Source organism: Ornithinimicrobium pulveris (assembly GCF_050261105.1).
GTDB lineage: Bacteria > Actinomycetota > Actinomycetes > Actinomycetales > Dermatophilaceae > Ornithinicoccus.
This window is the reverse complement of record NZ_CP189837.1, coordinates 692,328-712,069: the sequence shown is the minus strand read 5'-3', so window position 1 is coordinate 712,069 and position 19,742 is coordinate 692,328. Positions and strand designations below refer to the sequence as shown.

The 19,742-nt window shown below is 70.4% G+C and carries 20 protein-coding genes; 4 read left to right on the top strand and 16 right to left on the bottom strand.

Annotated elements, in window-relative coordinates; translation table 11 throughout:
• Window positions 1-7: 7 nt before the first annotated feature.
• Genes ACQBAT_RS03285 through glmS form a run of 3 tightly spaced genes read right to left on the bottom strand, consistent with a single transcriptional unit; the run spans window position 8 to window position 3,761 of the window.
• On the bottom strand, window positions 8-1,489 hold the full coding sequence (locus ACQBAT_RS03285; RefSeq protein WP_420746881.1) for an NAD(P)H-hydrate dehydratase: 1,482 nt from the start codon (window positions 1,487-1,489) through the stop codon (window positions 8-10).
• 1 nt (window position 1,490) lies between these two features.
• Window positions 1,491-1,883 carry a holo-ACP synthase gene (locus ACQBAT_RS03280; protein ID WP_420746882.1) on the bottom strand — a complete coding sequence of 131 codons (393 nt, stop codon included), beginning with the start codon at window positions 1,881-1,883 and terminating at the stop codon, window positions 1,491-1,493.
• A gap of 12 nt (window positions 1,884-1,895) precedes the next feature.
• Window positions 1,896-3,761, bottom strand: a complete 1,866-nt coding sequence (gene glmS, locus ACQBAT_RS03275) for a glutamine--fructose-6-phosphate transaminase (isomerizing) (RefSeq protein WP_420746883.1) — start codon at window positions 3,759-3,761, stop codon at window positions 1,896-1,898.
• Between the two features lie 79 nt (window positions 3,762-3,840).
• Between glmS and coaA the strand changes: the two genes are divergently transcribed.
• On the top strand, window positions 3,841-4,800 hold the full coding sequence (gene coaA, locus ACQBAT_RS03270) for a type I pantothenate kinase (protein ID WP_420746884.1): 960 nt from the start codon (window positions 3,841-3,843) through the stop codon (window positions 4,798-4,800).
• A gap of 357 nt (window positions 4,801-5,157) precedes the next feature.
• Here the strand turns inward: coaA and ACQBAT_RS03265 are convergent, their stop codons facing one another.
• The 7 genes from ACQBAT_RS03265 to ACQBAT_RS03235 form a co-directional block, all read right to left on the bottom strand.
• On the bottom strand, window positions 5,158-6,015 hold the full coding sequence (locus ACQBAT_RS03265; RefSeq protein ID WP_420746885.1) for a DUF1206 domain-containing protein: 858 nt from the start codon (window positions 6,013-6,015) through the stop codon (window positions 5,158-5,160).
• 71 nt (window positions 6,016-6,086) lie between these two features.
• On the bottom strand, window positions 6,087-7,049 hold the full coding sequence (locus ACQBAT_RS03260; RefSeq protein ID WP_420746886.1) for a lytic transglycosylase domain-containing protein: 963 nt from the start codon (window positions 7,047-7,049) through the stop codon (window positions 6,087-6,089).
• A 305-nt stretch (window positions 7,050-7,354) separates the two neighbouring features.
• Window positions 7,355-8,707, bottom strand: coding sequence for a PhoH family protein (locus ACQBAT_RS03255; protein WP_420746887.1), 1,353 nt, complete (start codon window positions 8,705-8,707; stop codon window positions 7,355-7,357).
• Between the two features lie 539 nt (window positions 8,708-9,246).
• Window positions 9,247-10,017 (bottom strand): amino acid ABC transporter ATP-binding protein, encoded by a 771-nt coding sequence (locus ACQBAT_RS03250; RefSeq protein ID WP_420746888.1) that lies wholly within the window; start codon window positions 10,015-10,017, stop codon window positions 9,247-9,249.
• 18 nt (window positions 10,018-10,035) lie between these two features.
• Complete coding sequence (locus ACQBAT_RS03245; RefSeq protein WP_420746889.1) at window positions 10,036-10,830, bottom strand: amino acid ABC transporter permease; 795 nt, start codon at window positions 10,828-10,830, stop codon at window positions 10,036-10,038.
• Between the two features lie 70 nt (window positions 10,831-10,900).
• Complete coding sequence (locus ACQBAT_RS03240; protein WP_420746890.1) at window positions 10,901-11,737, bottom strand: ABC transporter substrate-binding protein; 837 nt, start codon at window positions 11,735-11,737, stop codon at window positions 10,901-10,903.
• 93 nt (window positions 11,738-11,830) lie between these two features.
• Complete coding sequence (locus tag ACQBAT_RS03235; protein ID WP_420746891.1) at window positions 11,831-12,595, bottom strand: isoprenyl transferase; 765 nt, start codon at window positions 12,593-12,595, stop codon at window positions 11,831-11,833.
• Window positions 12,596-12,702: 107 nt separating this feature from the next.
• Here ACQBAT_RS03235 and trhA point away from each other — a divergent pair, with 107 nt between their 5' ends.
• A complete protein-coding gene (gene trhA, locus ACQBAT_RS03230; protein ID WP_420746892.1) occupies window positions 12,703-13,422 on the top strand; it encodes a PAQR family membrane homeostasis protein TrhA in 720 nt (239 codons plus the stop codon).
• A 36-nt stretch (window positions 13,423-13,458) separates the two neighbouring features.
• Here trhA and ACQBAT_RS03225 read toward each other — a convergent pair whose 3' ends face one another.
• Together ACQBAT_RS03225 and mca are read right to left on the bottom strand one after the other, a co-directional pair.
• Window positions 13,459-13,734, bottom strand: a complete 276-nt coding sequence (locus ACQBAT_RS03225) for a hypothetical protein (protein ID WP_420746893.1) — start codon at window positions 13,732-13,734, stop codon at window positions 13,459-13,461.
• Window positions 13,731-14,753 (bottom strand): mycothiol conjugate amidase Mca, encoded by a 1,023-nt coding sequence (mca, locus tag ACQBAT_RS03220; protein WP_420746973.1) that lies wholly within the window; start codon window positions 14,751-14,753, stop codon window positions 13,731-13,733. Before mca ends, ACQBAT_RS03225 begins: the two co-directional genes overlap by 4 nt.
• Before the next feature lie 264 nt (window positions 14,754-15,017).
• On the opposite strand from mca, the gene ACQBAT_RS03215 reads away from it, so the two are divergent.
• Window positions 15,018-15,482 carry a DUF4307 domain-containing protein gene (locus tag ACQBAT_RS03215; RefSeq protein WP_420746894.1) on the top strand — a complete coding sequence of 155 codons (465 nt, stop codon included), beginning with the start codon at window positions 15,018-15,020 and terminating at the stop codon, window positions 15,480-15,482.
• A 106-nt stretch (window positions 15,483-15,588) separates the two neighbouring features.
• Here ACQBAT_RS03215 and greA read toward each other — a convergent pair whose 3' ends face one another.
• From greA to ACQBAT_RS03200, 3 genes are all read right to left on the bottom strand, one after another.
• Window positions 15,589-16,083 (bottom strand): transcription elongation factor GreA, encoded by a 495-nt coding sequence (greA, locus tag ACQBAT_RS03210; protein WP_420746895.1) that lies wholly within the window; start codon window positions 16,081-16,083, stop codon window positions 15,589-15,591.
• Between the two features lie 215 nt (window positions 16,084-16,298).
• A complete protein-coding gene (ilvA, locus tag ACQBAT_RS03205; protein ID WP_420746974.1) occupies window positions 16,299-17,549 on the bottom strand; it encodes a threonine ammonia-lyase in 1,251 nt (416 codons plus the stop codon).
• Window positions 17,550-17,576: 27 nt separating this feature from the next.
• Window positions 17,577-17,855 carry a hypothetical protein gene (locus ACQBAT_RS03200; RefSeq protein WP_420746896.1) on the bottom strand — a complete coding sequence of 93 codons (279 nt, stop codon included), beginning with the start codon at window positions 17,853-17,855 and terminating at the stop codon, window positions 17,577-17,579.
• Window positions 17,856-17,929: 74 nt separating this feature from the next.
• Here ACQBAT_RS03200 and msrA point away from each other — a divergent pair, with 74 nt between their 5' ends.
• Window positions 17,930-18,601: a peptide-methionine (S)-S-oxide reductase MsrA gene (gene msrA / locus ACQBAT_RS03195; RefSeq protein WP_420746897.1), complete on the top strand. Its 672-nt coding sequence runs from the start codon at window positions 17,930-17,932 to the stop codon at window positions 18,599-18,601.
• Between the two features lie 69 nt (window positions 18,602-18,670).
• Here the strand turns inward: msrA and ACQBAT_RS03190 are convergent, their stop codons facing one another.
• Window positions 18,671-19,579, bottom strand: coding sequence for a hypothetical protein (locus ACQBAT_RS03190; RefSeq protein WP_420746898.1), 909 nt, complete (start codon window positions 19,577-19,579; stop codon window positions 18,671-18,673).
• Between the last annotated feature and the right edge of the window lie 163 nt (window positions 19,580-19,742).

The window sequence follows — 19,742 nt, the reverse complement described above, 5'->3', positions numbered from 1 at the left end:
CGCGCGCTCAGCGCCGCAGCAGCTCGGCCACCGTTCCCGGTATGGCGTGTGCCACCGCGAGCGCGCGGACCGGGCCTCCCGGGGTGGCTCGGTGGGCAGCGACGCCGTGCACGAGCGCGGCCAGGGAGCCGGCGTCCCGGGAATCCAGACCCGCGGCCAGCAGGGTTCCGGCCAACCCGGCGAGCACGTCACCAGCGCCGGCCGTCGCCACCCAGGCCGGGGCATCGCCCTGCACCCGGACCGGCGCCTCGGGATCGGGATCGGCGATGACGGTGGTCGAGCCTTTGAGCAGCACGGTCGCGCCGGTGCGTTCGGCGAGCCAGCGCGCCTGGCCGACCGGGTCCGCCTCGACGTCCTCGCGCGAGACCTCCCGCCCGAGAGCGGTGAGCAGCCTCGCAGCCTCGCCCGCGTGCGGGGTGAGGAGCGTGGGGGCGGTGCGCTGCGGCATACGGGACACGAGGGCGAGCGCACCGGCGTCGATGACGAGCGGCAGGTCGGCGGCGAGCAGCTCGCGCACCCGGCCGTCCTGCTCGTCCTTGCCCTCGGGGCTGATCTCGGGGTCGATCTCGATCCCCGGACCGACCACCGCCGCCTGCGCGCGCCCCTCCCCCGGCACCACCTCCGGACAGGCCGCGAGGACGAGGTCCTCCGCGCGGCGCGGGCCCAGGTAGCGGACCATCCCAGCCCCCGCCTGCACGGCGGCCGTCGCGCAGAGCACCGCCGCTCCCGGATAGGTGTCGCTGCCGGCTACCACAGTGAGCACGCCGCGGGAGTACTTGTGGTCCTGCGGACCCGGCACCGGCCAGAGGCGCGCCACATCCGCGTGCTCCAGCCGCTCGACGACCGGCGCGACGTCCATCTGCACCCCGATGTCGACCACAGTCAGCCGGCCGACGGCAGGCTCGGTCGCGGGCAGGAGGTGCACCGGCTTGAGCATCCCGAAAGTCACCGTCTCGTCGGCGAAGACCGCTTCGCCGAGCGCCTCGAGACCGGCCGGGTCGGCGCCGCTCGGCAGGTCCACGGCGAGCAGGTATGCCGTGTCCGGAACCTCCTCGACGGCCAGCGCCATGGCGCCGCGCAGACCGGGCCGGCCGCCGATGCCGAGCAGCCCGTCGACGACGAGGTCCGCCTCGGCCAGCAGCGCAGCGACCTCGTCGGGGAGCACGTCGGCGTCGGGGTCGACCTCGTGGACGAGCAACCCGACCTCCCGGGCCGCGGCCAGCCCCTGCGCGTGCAGCCGGGAGGCGATGCCGACGACCGCGACCGGCTGCTGCCCGGCGAGCAGGGCAGCGGCATGCAGGGCGTCTCCCCCGTTGTCTCCCGGCCCGGCCAGCGCGACGATCCGCGCGGCGCCTACCTGGCCAGCGCGGGCGGCGACGACCTCGGCGAGCCCCCGAGCGGCGCGCTGCATGAGCTCCCCCTCCTCGAGCTCGGCCCGCACCCGGTCCTCGGCTGCGCGGACCTGGGTCACGGCATACGCCTGGAACACCTCAGGACTCCTCGGCGGTGACGCCGCAAGACCCGTGGGACAGGCCACTTTCAGCGACGACGAACGCGGTCGCGATGCCGGCGTCGTGCGAGAGCGAGAGGTGCAGAGTGCCCACGCCCAGCTCGCGGGCGCGGGCCAGGACCGTCCCGGTGATCCGCAGGTGGGGGCGGCCATCGGGCTCACGGACGACGGTGGCGTCGGTCCAGCGCAGCCCGACCGGGGCGCCGAGCGCCTTGGCGAGGGCCTCCTTGGCCGCGAACCGGGCCGCCATCGACTCCGGCCGCAGCCCGAGCTCCTCGGCGGTGAACAGCCGCTCGCCCAGCCTCGGCGTGCGCTCGAGACGGGCGGCGAAACGCGCGATGTCGACGACGTCGATGCCCACGCCGACGATCACGGGAGCCTCAGCTCACTCGACGGTGACGGACTTGGCCAGGTTGCGCGGCTGGTCGACGTCGAGGCCCTTGGCGGTCGACAGGTGCAGGGCGAAGACCTGCAGCGGGACCACCGTGAGCAGCGGCGCGAGCAGCGGGCTGGTGCGCGGGACCCGGATGACCTCGTCGGCGAAGGGCACCACGTCCTCGTCGCCCTCCTCTGCGATGACCAGGGTGCGGGCACCCCGGGCGCGGATCTCCTGGATGTTGGAGACCACCTTGCCGTGCAGGCCGTGCTCGCTGTCCGGGGAGGGGACCACGATGAAGACCGGCTGACCGGGCTCGATGAGCGCGATCGGGCCGTGCTTGAGCTCGCCGGCGGCGAAGCCCTCGGCGTGGATGTAGGCGAGCTCCTTGAGCTTGAGCGCGCCCTCCATCGCCACCGGGAAGCCGACGTGGCGGCCGAGGAAGAGGACCGAGCGGGAGTCGGCCATGAAGTAGGCGATCTCCTTGACCCGGTCCATGGTGCCGAGCAGCTCCTCGATCTTGGCCGGGACCTCCTGCAGCTCGCTGAGGATGGTGTCTAGGTCGTCATCTGAGTCCTCGAGGGTGCCGCGCAGCGAGGCGAGGTAGAGGCCGAGGATGTAGCTGGCGGTGATCTGCGCCAGGAAAGCCTTGGTCGAGGCGACAGCGATTTCGGGGCCGGCGTGGGTGTAGAGGGCGGCGTCGGACTCGCGCGGGATGGTCGAGCCGTGGGTGTTGCAGATGGAGACGGTGCGGGCGCCGAGCTCCTTGGCATGCCGGACCGCCATCAGGGTGTCCATCGTCTCACCGGACTGGCTGATCGAGACGACGAGGGTGTTCTCGTCGACGACCGGGTCGCGGTAGCGGAACTCGTGGGCGAGGTCGACCTCGACGGGGATCCGGGCCCAGCGCTCAATGGCGTACTTGGCGACCATGCCGGCGTAGGCGGAGGTGCCGCAGGCCAGGATGACCACCTTGGTCACGGCCTTGAGCTCCTCCTCGCTGATGTGCAGCTCATCCAGGGTCAGCTTGCCTTCGGCGTCGGTGCGCCCCAGGAGGGTGTCGGCGACCGCGTGCGGCTGGTCGTGGATCTCCTTCTCCATGAACGTCGGGAAACCGCCCTTCTCCGCGGCGGCGGCATCCCAGGTGACCTCGTAGGCCTTGCCGTCGCTGGGGGTGCCGTCGAAGTCGATGACCTCGTAGGAGTCGGGGGTGATGGTGACGATCTGGTCCTGGCCGAGCTCGAGCGCATGCCGGGTGTAGCCGATGAAGGCGGCGACGTCGGAGCCGAGGAAGTTCTCGCCCTCGCCCAGGCCCACGACGAGCGGGCTGTTGCGGCGGGCACCCACGACGACGTCGGGCTGGTCGGCGTGCACGGCGAGCAGGGTGAAGGCGCCGTGCAGGGTGTTGACGACCTCGCGCATGGCCTGCGTCAGGTCGCCGGTGCGGGCGAAGGCCTCATCCAGCAGGTGGGCGACGACTTCGGTGTCGGTCTCGGAGGTGAACTCCACGCCCTTGCCGACGAGTTCCTGCTTGAGCGCGTGGAAGTTCTCGATGATGCCGTTGTGGACCAGAGCCAGCTTGCCGTCCTCGCCACCGCGGTGGGGGTGGGCGTTGGCGTCGGTCGGGCCGCCATGGGTGGCCCAGCGGGTGTGCCCGATGGCGGTGGCGGTGGTGGGCAGCGGGAACTGCTCCAGGGTCTCGCGCAGGTTGGCCAACTTGCCGGCCCGCTTGCGGGTCTCGACCTCGCCCTGACCGATCAGCGCCACGCCCGCCGAGTCGTACCCGCGGTACTCCAGTCGGCCGAGGCCTTCCATCACGACATCCAGGGCCTTGTCACCGGCTTCGGGGCCGACATACCCGACGATTCCACACATGGACACCAGACTACGGCCTGGGCACGCCCATCCCCTAGCCGTGCGCTCTCTCGGCTCCTCCTCTGCGACAATCGCCCGCATGGCATCCCACGGCAATGGCGCCTCGATCCCCTCACCGTATGTCGAGCTGGACCGTCGGGACTGGGCGCGGCTGCGCGAGGAGCACCCGATGCACCTCGACGCCGACGACGTCGAGCGGCTGCGGGGTCTCGGGGACCGGCTGGACATCGCCGAGGTCGAGCAGGTCTACCTGCCGATCAGCCGGCTGCTCTCCTTCTACGAGCAGGAGACCGCCCGGCTGCACCGGGTCACCACCGACTTCCTCGGGGAGCGGGCGGACCGCACCCCTTTCATCATCGGCGTCGCCGGCTCAGTTGCCGTGGGCAAGTCGACCACCGCCCGCATCCTGGCCGAACTGATCTCGCGGTGGGACTCCTCACCCAAGGTGGACCTGATCACCACCGATGGTTTCCTCTACCCCAACGAGGTGCTGGCCAAGCGCAACCTGATGGCCCGCAAGGGCTTCCCGGAGTCCTATGACCGTCGGGCGCTGCTGCGCTTCGTGGCCGAGGTCAAGGCCGGCAAGGCTGAGGTCAGCGCGCCGGTCTACAGCCACCTGGTCTACGACATCGTCCCCGACGAGCGGATCGTGGTGAAGCAGCCGGATGTGCTGGTGGTGGAGGGACTCAACGTCCTGCAGCCCCCTCGCCCCCACGCCAACGGCCGGGCCGGGCTGGCGGTGAGCGACTTCTTCGACTTCTCGGTCTACGTCGACGCGCACGTGTCGGACATCAAGCGGTGGTACGTCGAGCGCTTCCTGCGGCTGCGGGAGACCGCCTTCGCCGACCCCGACTCCCATTTCCACCGCTACGCCTCGCTGACCGATGACGCCGCGGTCGACATCGCCGAGAACATCTGGGACTCGATCAACGCCCCCAACCTGGTCGAGAACATCCTGCCCACCCGCAGCAGAGCCACCCTCGTGCTGCTCAAGGGCGCCGACCATACCGTCGACCGGGTCCGCCTGCGCCGCCTCTGAGCCCCATCCCCCGACCGGGGACCCGCTTTGCCCCGACCGAGGACCCGTTTAGCCCCGACCGGGGACCCCGTATGCCGCGACGCCCGCTCGTCCCTCCCCCACCGAACGCGCCGCATGTCGCCCAGAAGTGCCACCGAACGCGCTGCATGTCGACCGAGGGGCCAAGCGAACGCGCGTCGCGCGTGCGTGCTTCGTCGTCATGGCGTGCCTGATGCATGTCCCAGCCAACATGGCGCACGTCCGGTTGCCGGTTCTGGCGTCATGGCGCACGTCCGGTCGCCAGTTCTAGCGACATGGCGCACGTCCGGTCGCCAGTTGCGGCGACATGAGGAGCGTTTCCTGCGGCGGCTAGCCCCGTCAGGTAGTGCGCTCGGCCACCGGCGACGGCCCCGCTGGTGAAAACCGCTCGTAGCGAGCCCGGGCGAAGGTGTAGATCCCGTAGAGGACAAGGCCGACCGAGATGACCAGCAGCAGCGACGTGCCCGTCCCAGTGTCCGACAGGGCATCGATAGCTCCGTCCAAGCCACCAGCCTCCCCCGCGTCGCCGGACCAGGCGGCGAGCGTGAACAGGCCACCGACGACGATGAGAGCGACCCCCTTGGTCACATAGCCGATCGTTCCCAGGACCGTCATCCCCTGACCGACCAACGGGTAGCCCGCCACCCGCAGGTCCTTCGTGAACCTGCGCGCGAAGCCTTTGTGCACGTGGTAGATGCCGACGCCGAGGATGATCCCAGCCAGGAGCCCCACCAAGGCCCGCCCCCAGGGCGCGGACAGCAACGACTCGGTGAAGTTCGTGGCAGCTCCTTCGCCCTCCAGCCGACCACCCAGGGCGACCCGGACCGCCATCACCCCTAACACGACATACAGGCCGGCCTTGGACAGTGAGCGCCCGCGGGCGGCGAGGCTGGTGCCGCCCAGGGTGCCCTCCAGCAGGCGGACGAGCGCAAGGGCACCGAAACCGATCACGCAGGCCCAGAGGAGATATTGACCGAACGGGCCGTCCCGGATGACCGCCAGCGCGCTGCCGTGGTCCACGGCCTCCTCGTTGCCGGTCCCCAGCGCGACGCGCGCCGCGAGCCAGCCGAGGACGAGGTGGAGCAGGCCGCTGGCGATGATGCCGAGCCGAGCCACCCGGTCTAGCCACGGGTGATCGGCCAACGCCCGGGCGGCCTCGCCCGGCGTCGGCCCGTCTCCCGAGGTCCACGCGGTCACAGGCCCCAGAATCGCAGCAACCCCGGTCGCGGGGCGACCGGGGTTGGCTGCGGAGAGAAGCCGGTGTCGGCTCAGTACCAGTTGTGCGCCTGCGAGTGCGCCCACGCGCCGCAGGGCGAGCCGTAGCGACCCGAGATGTAGCCCAGGCCCCAGCGGATCTGGGTGGCCGGGTTGGTCTGCCAGTCGGCGCCGGCCGTGGCCATCTTGTTGCCGGGCAGCGACTGCGGGATGCCGTAGGCGCCCGAGGAGGGGTTCATCGCCCGGTGGTTCCAGCCGGACTCCTTCTGCCACAGCGAGTCGAGGCAACCCCACTGGTCGTCGCCCCATCCGTAGCTGCCGAGCATGGAGCGGGCGATCGAACGCGAGTCACCGGAGGCGACGGGCGCGGGGGCAGGCGCGGGCGCCGACTGCTGAGCCGGCGCCTGCTGCTGGGCGGGAGCCTGCTGCTGCGCGGGAGCCTGACGCTCGGCAGACCGTGAGGCCTGCTCGGCGGCACGCTGCTGGGTCGCACGCTCGGCGGCGGCTCGCTCGTCCGCGGCGCGCTGGGCGGCGGCCTCGTTAGCGGCACGCTCCTCCGCGGCGCGCTGGGCGGCGGCCTCGGCAGCGGCACGCTCCTCGGCCTCGCGCTTGAGACGGGCCTCCTCGGCGCGCTTCTCGCGGATGTTCTGGTCCTGCGCCCGGACGGTCTCCAGGCTGGTTCCCATCAGGTCGGCGGAGGCGGAGAAGGAGTTCTTGGTCTGCTCGGTGCGCAGCTGCACGGCCTCGGCGTAGGCGGCCTGGGCCTCGGCAGCCTTGTGCTGGCTCAGCGAGGCGACCGCGTCGGAGGCGACGGTCGGGTTGAGGCGACCGATAGAGGCCTCGAGGCGGGTGGTGTCCGGCGGGGTGGCCGAGGTGGTCGTGGCGGCGTAGCCGGCGACCAGGAGCGCGGTCACGGCGATGCCGGCGGTCACGGCGGCAGCCGGCCCGGAGGGGCGGCGGAAGCGGTGTTTGCCGGAATCGGGCGCGGTGGACTCGGGCGCGGGTGCTTCGGACATGGGACTGCTCTCTTCTCCAAGGAACGGGACGTCGCCAGCGGGTTTCGCGCTCGCACCGCAGACCTCCGGCCGGGCAGCCGGAGGGGGACTTCACGGTCGTCCACACGGATGGACGGGATGCGGTCACGAGAGCGTGAAAGGGACCCGCTCGGGACAAGGCGGCGACGTTACCGTTTCGTGATCAACCGTTCCACGGTGCCCGCTGGGTCGTGCCCGCGTCAACCTCCCGAAGGTGATCGTGGCGAAGGTCACACCGGCCCCGTCGATGCGCGACGGGGCCGGTGTTGCTGGTGTTCCGTATGGTGTCACGCCAGTCCGGCGGGCCCCTCCAGCATCTCGGTGACGAGGGCGGCGATCGGGCTGCGCTCGCTGCGGTTGAGGGTGACGTGGGCGAACAGGGGGTGTCCCTTGAGCGCTTCGATCACGGCAGCGACACCGTCGTGGCGCCCGACGCGCAGGTTGTCGCGCTGGGCCACGTCGTGGGTGAGGACGACGCGCGAGCTCTGCCCGATCCGGGAGAGCACGGTGAGCAGCACGTTGCGCTCCAGGGACTGCGCCTCGTCCACGATCACGAAGGCGTCGTGCAGGGAGCGGCCGCGGATGTGCGTGAGCGGGAGCACTTCGATCATGTCGCGGTCCAGGATCTCCTCGACGACCTCCTTGGAGACCACCGCGCCGAGCGTGTCGAAGACCGCCTGCGCCCAAGGCCCCATCTTGTCGTTCTCAGTCCCGGGCAGGTAGCCGAGCTCCTGGCCACCCACCGCGTAGAGCGGACGGAAAACGATGACCTTGCGGTGCTGGCGCCGCTCCATCACTGCCTCAAGGCCGGCGCACAGCGCGAGGGCGCTCTTGCCGGTTCCCGCGCGGCCCCCGAGGCTGACGATCCCGACGTCGGGGTCGAGCAGCAGGTCGAGGGCGATCCGCTGCTCGGCGCTGCGGCCGTGCAGGCCAAAGGCGTCCCGGTCGCCGCGGACCAGCCGCACTGAGCGGTCCGGCGCGACGCGGCCGAGGGCGCTGCCGGAGGGGCCGAGGATGGTCAGGCCGGTGTGCACCATGAGTTCCTGGGCGGCCGGGTGCTCCAGCCGGTGGTGCTCGTAGAGGGTCTGCATCTGCTCGTCGTCGACCTCAAGCTCGGCCATGCCGGTCCAGCCGCTCTCGACGGCCAGTTCGGCGCGGTACTCCTGGGCGTCCAGGCCCACGGCCGAGGCCTTGACCCGCATCGGCAGGTCCTTGCTGACCACGGTGACGTCCTTGCCCTCGGCGGCCAGGTTGGCGGCCACGGCCAGGATCCGGGTGTCGTTGTCGCCCAGGCGGAAGCCGGCGGGCAGCGCCTCGGGATTGCTGTGGTTGAGCTCGACGTGGATCACGCCGCCGGTGTCGCCCACCGGCACCGGCTCGCTCAGCGTGCCGTGCTCGACCCGCAGGTCATCCAGCATGCGCAGCGCCTGGCGGGCGAAGTAGCCCAGCTCTGGGTGGTGCCGCTTGCCCTCCAGCTCGGTGATCACCACCACGGGGAGCACGACCTCGTGCTCGGCGAAACGTTGGATCGCGCGGGGGTCGGACAGCAACACCGAGGTGTCCAGCACATAGGTCTTGCGGTCGGTGAGCGGCTCAGCCGGGCGCGTCGCGGCAGTGGGGCGGGGGGTCGTGGTAGTCATCGAGTCTCCCTGGCGGACGCGCGCACAGCTCACGCGTCGAGTCGGTGGCGGGGCCGGGACCGGGGCCACGCCACGAGGACGTCGGGCCGGTGCCGGCCCTCCGTCCGAAGCCAGAGCTCCATGTGGTGGGCCTTCCCGAGACGAGGACGAGGTGTCCTGATCTGTTCCGACGGTATGACGTGAGTCACCCGATCCCTGCGCGACACGTCGACATCGCGTCGGCGGACTTGTGAATCCTGGGTGACCTTGGGGAGTCCACGAGACGGGTGAGTCTGATGTGACCCATGTGACTCTCCCCCCTCCCCTCTTCGACCGGACGCGCAGGATGTCCGGAAAATCGGCCACCGGACGCGCAGCAGGTCGGCCACCAGGGCGACCGAACGCGCGCCGCCGAACCTGAGGCGCGTTCGGTGGCCGATTTCGGCGACTTGGTGGACGTCCGGTGGCCGATTTCGGCGACATGGCGGGCGTCCGGTGGCCGATTTCGGCGACACGGCGGACGTCCGGTGGAAGGTGGTGGGTTGGGTGGGTGGGGGGGGTTAGAGCACCTTGGAGAGGAAGGACTGGGTGCGCTCGTGCTGGGGGTTGGTGAGGACCTGGACGGGATCGCCCTCCTCGACGATCACGCCGCCGTCCATGAACACCAACTTGTCGCCGACCTCGCGGGCGAAGCCCATCTCGTGGGTGACCACCATCATCGTCATCCCGTCCTTGGCCAGCGCGCGCATCACATCGAGCACGTCCCCGACGAGCTCGGGGTCCAGCGCCGAGGTGGGCTCGTCGAAGAGCATCATGTCCGGGTTCATCGACAGCGCCCGGGCGATCGCCACCCGCTGCTGCTGACCGCCGGACAGGTGCGCCGGGAAGGCGCCCTCCCGATCGGCCAGCCCCACCTTGGCCAGGTTGTCCCGCGCGATCTGGGTGGCTTCGGACTGACCACGCTTCTTGACCCGCTGCTGGGCGATGGTGAGGTTCTTCAGGACCGTCATGTGTGGGAAGAGGTTGAACTGCTGGAAGACCATGCCGATCCGCGAGCGCACCTTATCCAGGTCCGTCTCGGGGTCGGTGATGTCGATACCTTCCACCAGCACCTGGCCACTGGTGGGCTCCTCGAGCCGATTGACGCAGCGCAGCAGGGTGGACTTGCCCGACCCTGACGGGCCGATCACGCAGACCACCTGGCCGTGGTCGACGTGGAAGTCGATGCCCTTGAGCACCTCATTCTCGCCGAAACTCTTGTGCAGGTCTCGCACCTGGATCGCGGGGGCGTGGGGATCCACCTGGGGCTCCTGGGTCCGTGCTGTTCTCATCACAATGTCCTTCCAGCCTCAGCGGCTGCGGGCCTGGCGGGCTTCCAACCAGGCCACCACCCGCGTCAGCGGGAGGGTGATGGCGAGGTAGAAGAAGGCGGCGAGCGTCAGGGTGGTCGCGGTGCCGGCGCCGGGGCCGCTGCTCATCCCGGCCTGGGCCATCGTGGTCAGCTCGCGCTGGCTGACCATCAGCCCGATCACGAACAGCAGGGCGGTGTCCTTGATCAGCAGCACGAACTCGTTGGTCAGCGGCGGGATCACGATCCGGAAGGCCTGCGGCAGGATCACCGTGCTCATCGTCCAGAACGGGTTCATCCCCAGCGAACGGGCGGCCTCGGCCTGGCCTTTCGGCACGGCCTGGATGCCAGCGCGCAGCGTCTCGGCCATGTAGGCACCGGCCACCAGGGTCAGGCCGAGCAGGCCGGCGCCGACCGTGCCACCGGGCGGCAGCCAGCCGGTGGCGATCGGCACCCCGAAGGCGAACGCGAGCATCACGATCAGCGCGGGCAACCCGCGGAAGAACTCGATGAACGAGGTCGCCAGCCAGCGGTAGATCCCGACGGGCGACATCTTCATCAGGGCGAGCAGGACACCCAGCACCAGACCACCGGCGAAGGCGATGGCGGTGTACTTGATGGTGTTGACGGCGCCGATGACCAGGAAGTCCCACCAGACCTCCCGGATGACGTCGACCCGCAGGAAGCTGTTGGCCACGGCTGGCCAGTCGACCGCGATCCAGGCCCACAGGACGAGGAGAGCGAGCACGACATACAGGGCGCCGTGGGTGAGCCTGCGCTTGGTGGAGCGTTTCATGACTGGCCCTTGCTTCCGGACGGTGCGCCGCCGGCCCGAAGGCCGGCGGCGCCGGGGTGGGTGGGGAGACTCAGCTGGTCTGCTCGGCGTCGTCGCCGTTCTCGCTGAAGTAGCGGTCGTAGATCTCCTGGTAGCGACCGTCCTCGCGGATCTCGCTGAGCTGACCGTTGACTGCCTCGACGAGGGCGGTGTTGCCCTTCTTCATCGCAAAGCCGTACTGCTCGTCTGTGGAGTACTCCTCGGCGATCGTGTAGTCGCCATTGCCGGTGTGCTCGATGTTGACCGGCAGGTCCTGGAGCAGCGCGTCGACCTGTCCGGCCTGGATCGCCTGCCACATCGCCGGGTCATTGGGGAAGCTGACCAGCTCCGCGCCGGTGGCGTGCTCCTCGGCGTAGGAGGCGCCGGTGGTGCCCTGCTGCACCCCGACCTTCTTGCCCTGGAGGTCATCGATGCCGGTGATGCCCGAGTCGTCGGCGACCAGGAGCGACTGCAGGGAGTCGTAGTAGCCATCGCTGAACTCGAGGTTCTGGGCGCGCTCCTCGGTGATGGTCATCGCGGAGGCCACGATGTCGCACTGACCGGAGTTCAGCGTCAGACCGGACTGCAGGCCCTCGAAGGAGGACGGGCGGACCTCGGGGGTGAGGTCCAGGCCGTCGGCGATCTCACCCATGAGGTCCATGTCGAAGCCGCTCCAGCCGAAGTCGGACTCCGGGTCCTCCATCTCGAAGGGCGGGTACGGGGCGTCCGAGCAGATGACCAGCTTGCCGTCCTCGATGAGGTTGAGCGAGGCCTCGTCGACGTCGTTACCGCCGTCGCTGCCGCTGCCGTTGCCATTGCCCCCACAGGCCGACAGACCGATGGTGGCGACGGCAACGAGGGGCAGGAGGCGGAAGGATCGAATGTTCATGCAGCGAACTGTATTCCTCCGCAGCCCCGGCAGGAAACGCTCCGCAGGGTGCGACTGGCCGAGCCTCTGGTCAGCGGCGTGGCCGCGCGGGGCTCAGGCCCCGAAGCGACGCTCCCGCTCTGCATAGGCGCGCAGCGCCCGCAGGAAGTCCACCTGGCGGAAATCGGGCCAGTAGGCCTCACAGAAGTAGAACTCGCTGTGCGTGCTCTGCCAGAGCAAGAACCCGCCCAGCCGCTGCTCCCCCGAGGTGCGGATCACGAGGTCAGGATCCGGCTGGCCCTTGGTATAGAGGTGGGCGCCGATGTCGTCCACCGTGACCGTCTGCGCCAGCTCCTCCAGGCTGACCCCCTGCTCGGCCGCATCCTTGAGCATCGACCGGACCGCATCAGCGATCTCCCGCCGCCCGCCGTAGCCGATCGCCACGTTGACGACCAGGCCCTCGACCGCGTCGGTGGTGGCCGCCGCCTCAGTCAACCTGCGGGATGTGGGCTCGGGCAGCAGGTCCAGGGCCCCCACCACCCGCATCCGCCACCGTTGCGCCTCGGCAAGATCGCAGACCACCTGCTCGATGATCGCGAGCAGTGGCTCAAGCTCAGCCGTGGGCCGGTTGAGGTTGTCGGTGGAGAGCAGCCACAGGGTCACCACCTCGACCCCAGCCTCCTCGCACCACCCGAGGAAGGGTGCGATGTTCTCCGCGCCCGCGCGGTGCCCTTCGGCCGACTCGGCACCCCGCTGCCGTGCCCAGCGACGGTTGCCGTCCAGCATCACACCCACATGCCTCGGCAGCCGCTCGGTGGGCAGGTGCCGACGCAGCGAGGTGGTGTAGGCCTTGTAGACCAGATCCCGCGGGGTCTGCATACCGGCAAACCTACCCCGCTCACCCCTCGTTACCCTGGGACCACCCGACCTACGCGCCCGTAACCTACGATTGCGTAACCTACGCAACCGTAGGTTACGCTGGGTACATGAGCCGCATCCCCCACCGCGCCCAGGACCTGGCCAGCTCGGCCGGCGAACTCGTCGACACGGTCGTCGAGCAGGTCAAGCCCCATCTGCGTGGCTGGCTGCATCTCGGGATGGTGCCGATCAGCGTGGCGCTGTCCATCGTGCTGATCGCGCTCTCCCCCACGACGACGGCACGGGTTGCCGCGCTGGTCTTCGGCGCCACCGCGATCCTGCTGTTCGCCACCTCGGCGACCTACCACCGGGGTCGCTGGTCACCCCAGGTCGCCCGGATCCTCAAGCGCCTGGACCACGCCAACATCTTCCTGATCATCGCCGGGACCTACACCCCCTTCGCTGTCCTGCTGCTCCCGCCGGGCCAGGCGCGCACGCTGCTCTGGGTGATCTGGGTCGGCGCCGTCGCGGGCGTGATCTTCCGGGTCTTCTGGGTCGGCGCCCCGCGCTGGCTCTACACCGTGGTCTACATCGCGCTGGGCTGGGTCGCGGTCTTCTACCTAGTGCCCTTTTGGCGCAACGGAGGACCGCTCATCGTGAGCCTGATCGCCGCCGGTGGTCTGCTCTACACCGTGGGCGCGATCGTCTACGCGCTCAAGCGGCCCAACCCCTCCCCGCGCTGGTTCGGCTTCCACGAGATCTTCCACGCCTTCACGGTCGCAGCCTTCTCCTCGCACTGGGTCGCGGCCCTGCTCTCCGTGCTCGGCGTGCGGATGGCGCTCGCCTAAGCCAGCACGCCGCGGGCGAGCTCGCCCGCTGCTCGCTCACCCGAGTGGGTCAGCCTCCGGCCGCTCCTTAGCCGCCGGGTCCGCCCCACCCGGCACGGCGTCCTGCCGCGCCTCGGCGAGCCGGGCCTGCTCGGCCCGAGCCGCCTCCTGACGCTCCGCGAGCACGGCGGCCATCCGCTCCTCCTCGCGCAACCGCATCCGGCGCAGCCGCCGGGTCAGGTCCCGCGCCAGCAGCCACACCGCGAGCGCCAGCCCGAAGACGACCAGGAAGCCACCCAGCCCGGCCGTGATCTCCACACTCGTCTGGTTCATGCCGAGTGCCCCTCCTCGACCCGCATGTCGTCCTTGCCGTCCCCGTCACCGTCCAGCGGCTCGGTGGAGTGGTGCTCCTCCTCGACCGGCGCGGGTGGAGTGGTCTCGTAGGCCAGCACCAGATCACCGGACGCATCGCGCTCGGGTGCGTTGCGGCATACGGGATCCAACTCATCAGCCAGCTCCCGCAGGCCGGCGAACAGGTCGTCCTCGGGCAGGTCGACCGGCACCAAGGAGGCGGCCAGCTCGAACTCCTCGGTCGGCCACACCGCGCGCTGCACCTCGAGCGGGACCACGAACCAGAAACCGTCCGGGTCCACCTGGGTCGCGTGCGCGCGCAAGGCGTCGTCCCGCGTGCCGAAGAACTCGTCGCAGACCACCTTGGTGGTGATCGTCCGCTGCGGACGGCTCCGGATGTTCTTCAGCCAGTCCGCGAACGGCGGCTCGTGCCCGGCCTCGACCATCGCGTCGTTGAGCCGCTGCATGCGGTCCGGGCTCCAGGCGTTGTAGTAGACCTTCAACGGCTGCCAGGGCGCTCCCGCGTGCGGGTATGCCGTGGGGTCACCGGCCGCGCGAAAGGCCGCCATGGTCACCACGTGGGTCATGATGTGGTCGGGGTGGGGGTAGCCGCCGTTCTCGTCGTAGGTGGTCAGGACGTGGGGGCGGAACTCGCGGATCACCCGGACCAACGCCTCGGTCGTCACCTCGATGGGCTCGAGCGCGAAGCAGCCCTCCGGCAGCGGCGGGAGCGGGTCGCCCTCTGGCAGCCCGGAGTCGGTGAAGCCCAGCCAGGTGTGGCTGATCCCCAGGATCGAGGCGGCCAGGTCCATCTCGTCGCGGCGCACCCGGGAGATGTCGCGCAGGATGTGCGGGTCGTCCTTGAGGCGCGCGTTGAGGATGTCGCCGCGCTCGCCCCCGGTGCAGGAGACCACCCGGACATCGACGCCCTCGGCGACATAGCGCGCCGTCGTGGCGGCCCCCTTGGACGACTCGTCGTCGGGGTGGGCGTGCACGGCCATCAGGCGCAGGGGGGCGCCTTGCTGGTGCTCCTGGGTCACTGCGGTCACCTCGGGTCTGGACACCTACGGTCCATCAGCAGCTCGTGGTGCGGGGCGACCCCCGGAGGGCACGCCCGCGCCGGTGTCGGACAATGGGCAGGCGCCGCTTCCTTCGGCGCGCAGCAGCCTCCATCCTCTCACCTGTCCGAGGACGCCCCGACCGTGACCACACCCACGCCCCGCCCCGAAGACTCCAGGGGTCCCGTGCACCCCGAGGCAGATCCCGTGCCCGCGGAGGTGGACGAGGACCCCCTGCAGGTCGACGAGGAGGCCGAGGAGGCCTCGCGTGGTGCGTGGCAGGGGCCGCGGGAGTCGTCGGCGCAGACGCGTCGTCGCTGGTGGATCATCGGCGCAGCCTCGGTGGCGGTGATGGTCGCGATGGCGGTGTGGTTCGGGATCGCCGCGAGCGCCGGGCGCGTGCACTGGGTGAACACCGGTCAGCAGGTGGTGTCGGAGGAGGCCGTGGACGTGCGCTTCGACCTGCGCCGCGACGCGAGCCGCGCGGTGGTCTGCGAACTCGAGGCCGAGGACTACCAGCACTCCGTCGTGGGGCGCGTGCGGGTCGAGGTGGGACCCTCCGAGTCCTCCCCGAGCCGGCACGTGGAGCAGGTGCGGACCGCCTCGCCTGCGGTGACCGGCTACGTGGACCGGTGCTGGTATGCCGACGAGGACCCGCCCGCCCGCGACTGAACGTCCTGACCGGGCCCCGTATGTCGTGACCTGGGACATGCGCCGAGGCGCCGCCGGCGCAGTGCGGGACTGCGCGGGCGACGCCTCGGGAGGGTGGTGCGGGTGCTCAGGCCTGGTAGGGCTTGGCCGCGACGATCTTGACCTCGATCTGGTTGCCGTTCGGGGCCTGGTAGTTGACGGTGTCACCGGGCAGGTGACCCATCAGGGCGGCGCCGAGCGGGGACTTCTCGCTGTAGACGGTGAGGTCGTCGCCGTCGCCGATGATCTCGCGGGAGCCCAGCAGGAAGGTCTCCTCCTCGTCGAACATCTCGACGGTCACGACCATGCCCGGCTCCACGATGCCGTCATCCGCGGGGGCGGTGCCGACCACGGCGTTCTGCAGAAGGTGCTCGAGCTGGCGGATGCGGGCCTCCATCTTGCCCTGCTCCTCCTTGGCCGCGTGGTAGCCACCGTTCTCCTTCAGGTCACCCTCCTCGCGCGCGGCCTCGATGCGGCGCGCGATGTCGGTGCGACCCTGGCCGCTGAGCTCCTTGAGCTCGCCGGAGAGGCGGTCGTAGGCCTCCTGGGTCAGGTAGCTGGCGTCATTGGCCGTGCTGGTCACTGGTGCTCATCCTCCTCATGGGGTGTCTGCGTCGGTCGGGGCCGTGGAACTGGCCTCATCATCGGGCGTCCGACCCAAACACAAGGTCCGGGCACCGTTCTGCCCGGACCGTGGTTGACCTCCTAGTCTACGTCGCTTCCGTCCGAGAGTCGAGACCAAGCCGTCCGTGCTGTGGATGAGCTGTGCGGGAAGCGGCAACCCATCGCCACCTGACCTCAGCCCTGGTCGACGACCCACCCTCGATCCTCCAGCGCGGCCAGGACCGCCGCGGAGTGCTCGTGACCGCTGGTCTCCAGCGTCAACGAGATCGCCACCTCGCTGACCGTCAGCCCGGGCACGCGCCGGTGGTGCTGCACCTCCAGGACGTTGCAGCGCAGCTCGGCCAGCAGCGCCAGGACGGCGGCGAGCTCACCGGGCCGGTCCGGCACCCGGACCCGCAGCTGCAGGAAGCGCCCCGCCACGGTCAGCCCGGTGCGGATGATCCGGAGCAGCAACAGCGGGTCGATGTTGCCGCCGCTGAGCACGGCCACCACCGGTCCCTCATAGCGCTCCGCGACCTCCTCACCCAGGTCCATCAGGTGGGCGACGGCCGCCGCCCCGGCCGGCTCCACCGCCAGCTTGGCGCGCTCCAGCAGGTAGAGCACCCCACGGGCGATCGACTCCTCGCTCACCGTCTCGATGCCGTCCACGAGGTCAGCCACCACGCCGAACGGCACGTCCCCGGGCCGACCCACCGCGATCCCGTCGGCCATCGTGCTCATCGAGGCGAGCGGCACCGGGTGTCCGGCGGCCAGCGAGCCCGGCCAGGCAGCCGCCTCGGCTGCCTGCACGCCGATCACCTTCACCTCCGGCCGGACCGCCTTGACCGCGGTCGCGATCCCGGCGAGCAAGCCGCCCCCACCGGTGCAGACCAGGATCGTCCGCACATCGGGGACCTGCTCGAGAATCTCCAGCCCGCACGTGCCCTGACCAGCGACGATGTCCTCGTGGTCGAAGGGCGGTATGAAGACCGCTCCGGTCTGCTCCTCGTGCTCCCGCGCCCGCCCGATGCAGTCATCGATCGTCAGGCCGACCTGGATCACCTCCGCGCCGTAGCCGCGGGTCGCGGCCAGCTTGGGCATGGCCGCACCCTGCGGCATGTAGACGGTCGCCTCGATCCCCAGCAGGCGGGCCGCCAGCGCGACCCCCTGCGCGTGGTTGCCGGCGCTGGCCGCCACCACGCCGCGCGCCTTCTCCTCCTCGTTCAGCCTGGCCATCCGCGTGTACGCGCCGCGCATCTTGAACGAGCCCGCGCGCTGGAGGTTCTCGCACTTGAGGTGGATCGGGACGCCCGTCCGCTCGCTGATCCCCTGGCTGAACTCCATGGGCGTCGGGGTGAGGACCTTGGCCAGCACCTCGCGGGCGGCGAGGACGTCATCGAGGGTGACAGTGGGCTGCTGCAACGGGTCGGAGGTCGTCGGCACCAGCCCAGGGTAACGACGGCGACCGTGCGCTCAGCGCAGCAGCATGATCAGGCCGACGACCGCCCAGATCGCGCCGATCCCGCCCAGGATCCCGCCCCACAGCATCCGGCGCTGCGCGGCCAGGATGGCCGCCCGGTTGTCCTCGACGCCGAAGCCGAGCTCGGTCCCGACGTCGATGGATCCGGGGGGACCACCGAAGCCGGCCCGCAGTCGCGTCGCCTCGCGGTACATCGCCCGGCCGCGTAGCAGGAGCACCGCTCCCAGGACGGCCAGGACGAGCGGGAGCACGACATACAGGAGCAGGTCCATGGGAGGAAGGTGCCACAGGGCGGCGGGTTCGCGCCACCGATCCGGGCCGCGGGTCCCGTGCAAGACTGGCCCGTATGGCGTTTCCCTCACCTCTGTCCGGCCGCCCCGACCCCCTCCCCGGCATCCCGCGCACGCACGAGGTGCTCGGCACCGACCTGCACGGCCCGTGGGCGGAGGAGACGGAGGTGATCTATCTGGCGATGGGGTGCTTCTGGGGCGCCGAGCGCATCTTCTGGCAGCTGCCGGGCGTGGTGACGACGGCCGCTGGCTACCTCGGCGGCAGCACCCCCAACCCGACCTATGAAGAGGTCTGCACCGGGCTGACCGGTCACGCCGAGGCGGTGCTCGTCGCCTACGACCCGACGCAGACCTCCCCCGAGCTGCTGCTCAAGGCCTTCTGGGAGAACCACGACCCGACCACCAAGGATCGCCAGGGCAACGACATCGGCAGCCAGTACCGTTCGGCGATCTACTGGACCACGCCTGGCCAGGAGGCGGCCGCCCGCGCGACCCGGGACGCCTTCGAGGGCGTGATCACGGCGGCCGGCCACGGACGGATCGTCACCGAGCTGCGCCCCGCGGAGGAGGCAGGCCCCTTCTACTACGCCGAGGCCTACCACCAGCAGTATCTGCACAAGAACCCCGGCGGCTACTGCAATCACGGACCGAATGGCTACACCTGCCCCGTCGGCCTGGTGCGTCAGGACGAGGTCCCCGCACAGCAGGACGTGCTCCCACCTCAGTGAGGTAGGAGCACGTCGATCGAACTCTGCTTGACCTGCCGCGGAGGCGGTCCGGTCAGTGGGCGAGCCGCGTCACGGGCTCTGCATGATGTCGGCCTCGTCAGGCAGCTCGATGTCCTGCGGCTCGCCCCAGTTGTCGGCCGTCATCTCGGTGACCATGCCGCCGATGTCGAAGGCGACCTTGCGCATGAGGTTCTCGTCGTCGAGCCAAATGTGGTAGATCACCTCGTCGCCGACCATGGCGCTGATCTGCGCCGGGTCCTCGCCCTGGGCCTCGGCCTCATCGAGGATCGCCTGGCCGTCGATGGTGACCTCGTAGCGGTGCAGCGTGGTGCCGTCGACGTCTTCCTCACCCAGGTCGAGCACCTTCTTGGCCGACTGCTCCCAGGTGTCGAACTGGCTGACGATGTCGACCTCCTCCAGCGCGGACGCGGCCTCGCCGAGCTGGTCCGGCGGGATCTCCATCCACTGGCCCTCCTCGGTGACGCCCGGCATCGAGACCAGGATCCGGCCCTCGGCCAGGAGCATCTGCATGGCCCCAACTCCCGGCATCTCCATGTCGATGTCGAACTTGGGCTTATCGCCCGACATGTCGACCGCGCCGTTCATGTCCATCGACTGTGCGCCGGTGCCCATGGTCATCTGCATCGTGTAGGAGGACAGCTTCTCCTCGCCGGGCGACTTCATCATCGCCACGAACTCGGAGACGCTGATCTCACCCTCAGCTGTGGCGGGGTCACCCGTGGCGGCCGCGGTGTCCTGGGCGGCGTCGCCGGTGGCGGCCGCCGTGTCCTCGACGTCGGCGGTGTCCTCGGCCGCGTCGGTGGTCAGGGCGTCATCGGTGGCCGTGTTCTCGGCCACCGGCACCGGGGTGGTGGGGTCAGCGGCCTGGTCGTCATCGCCACCGCCGCAGGCGGCGAGGGTCAGGGTGAGCGCACCGGCGGTGGCCAGGTGTGCCCAACGGGTCCGACGTGTCTTCATGAGGTGGTTCCTTTCCCCTCCTGCGGCGACCGGGTCTCCCGGTCGATGATGTGACCAGGCCATCGTCCCACACGCGGCGTGGAAGCGGGTCCAGATCGACCATCCGCCCCACCCCTTCGGGCGGTGTGGCCTCGCCGGTTCTTCGTGGGGGCGCGGGCTGTGA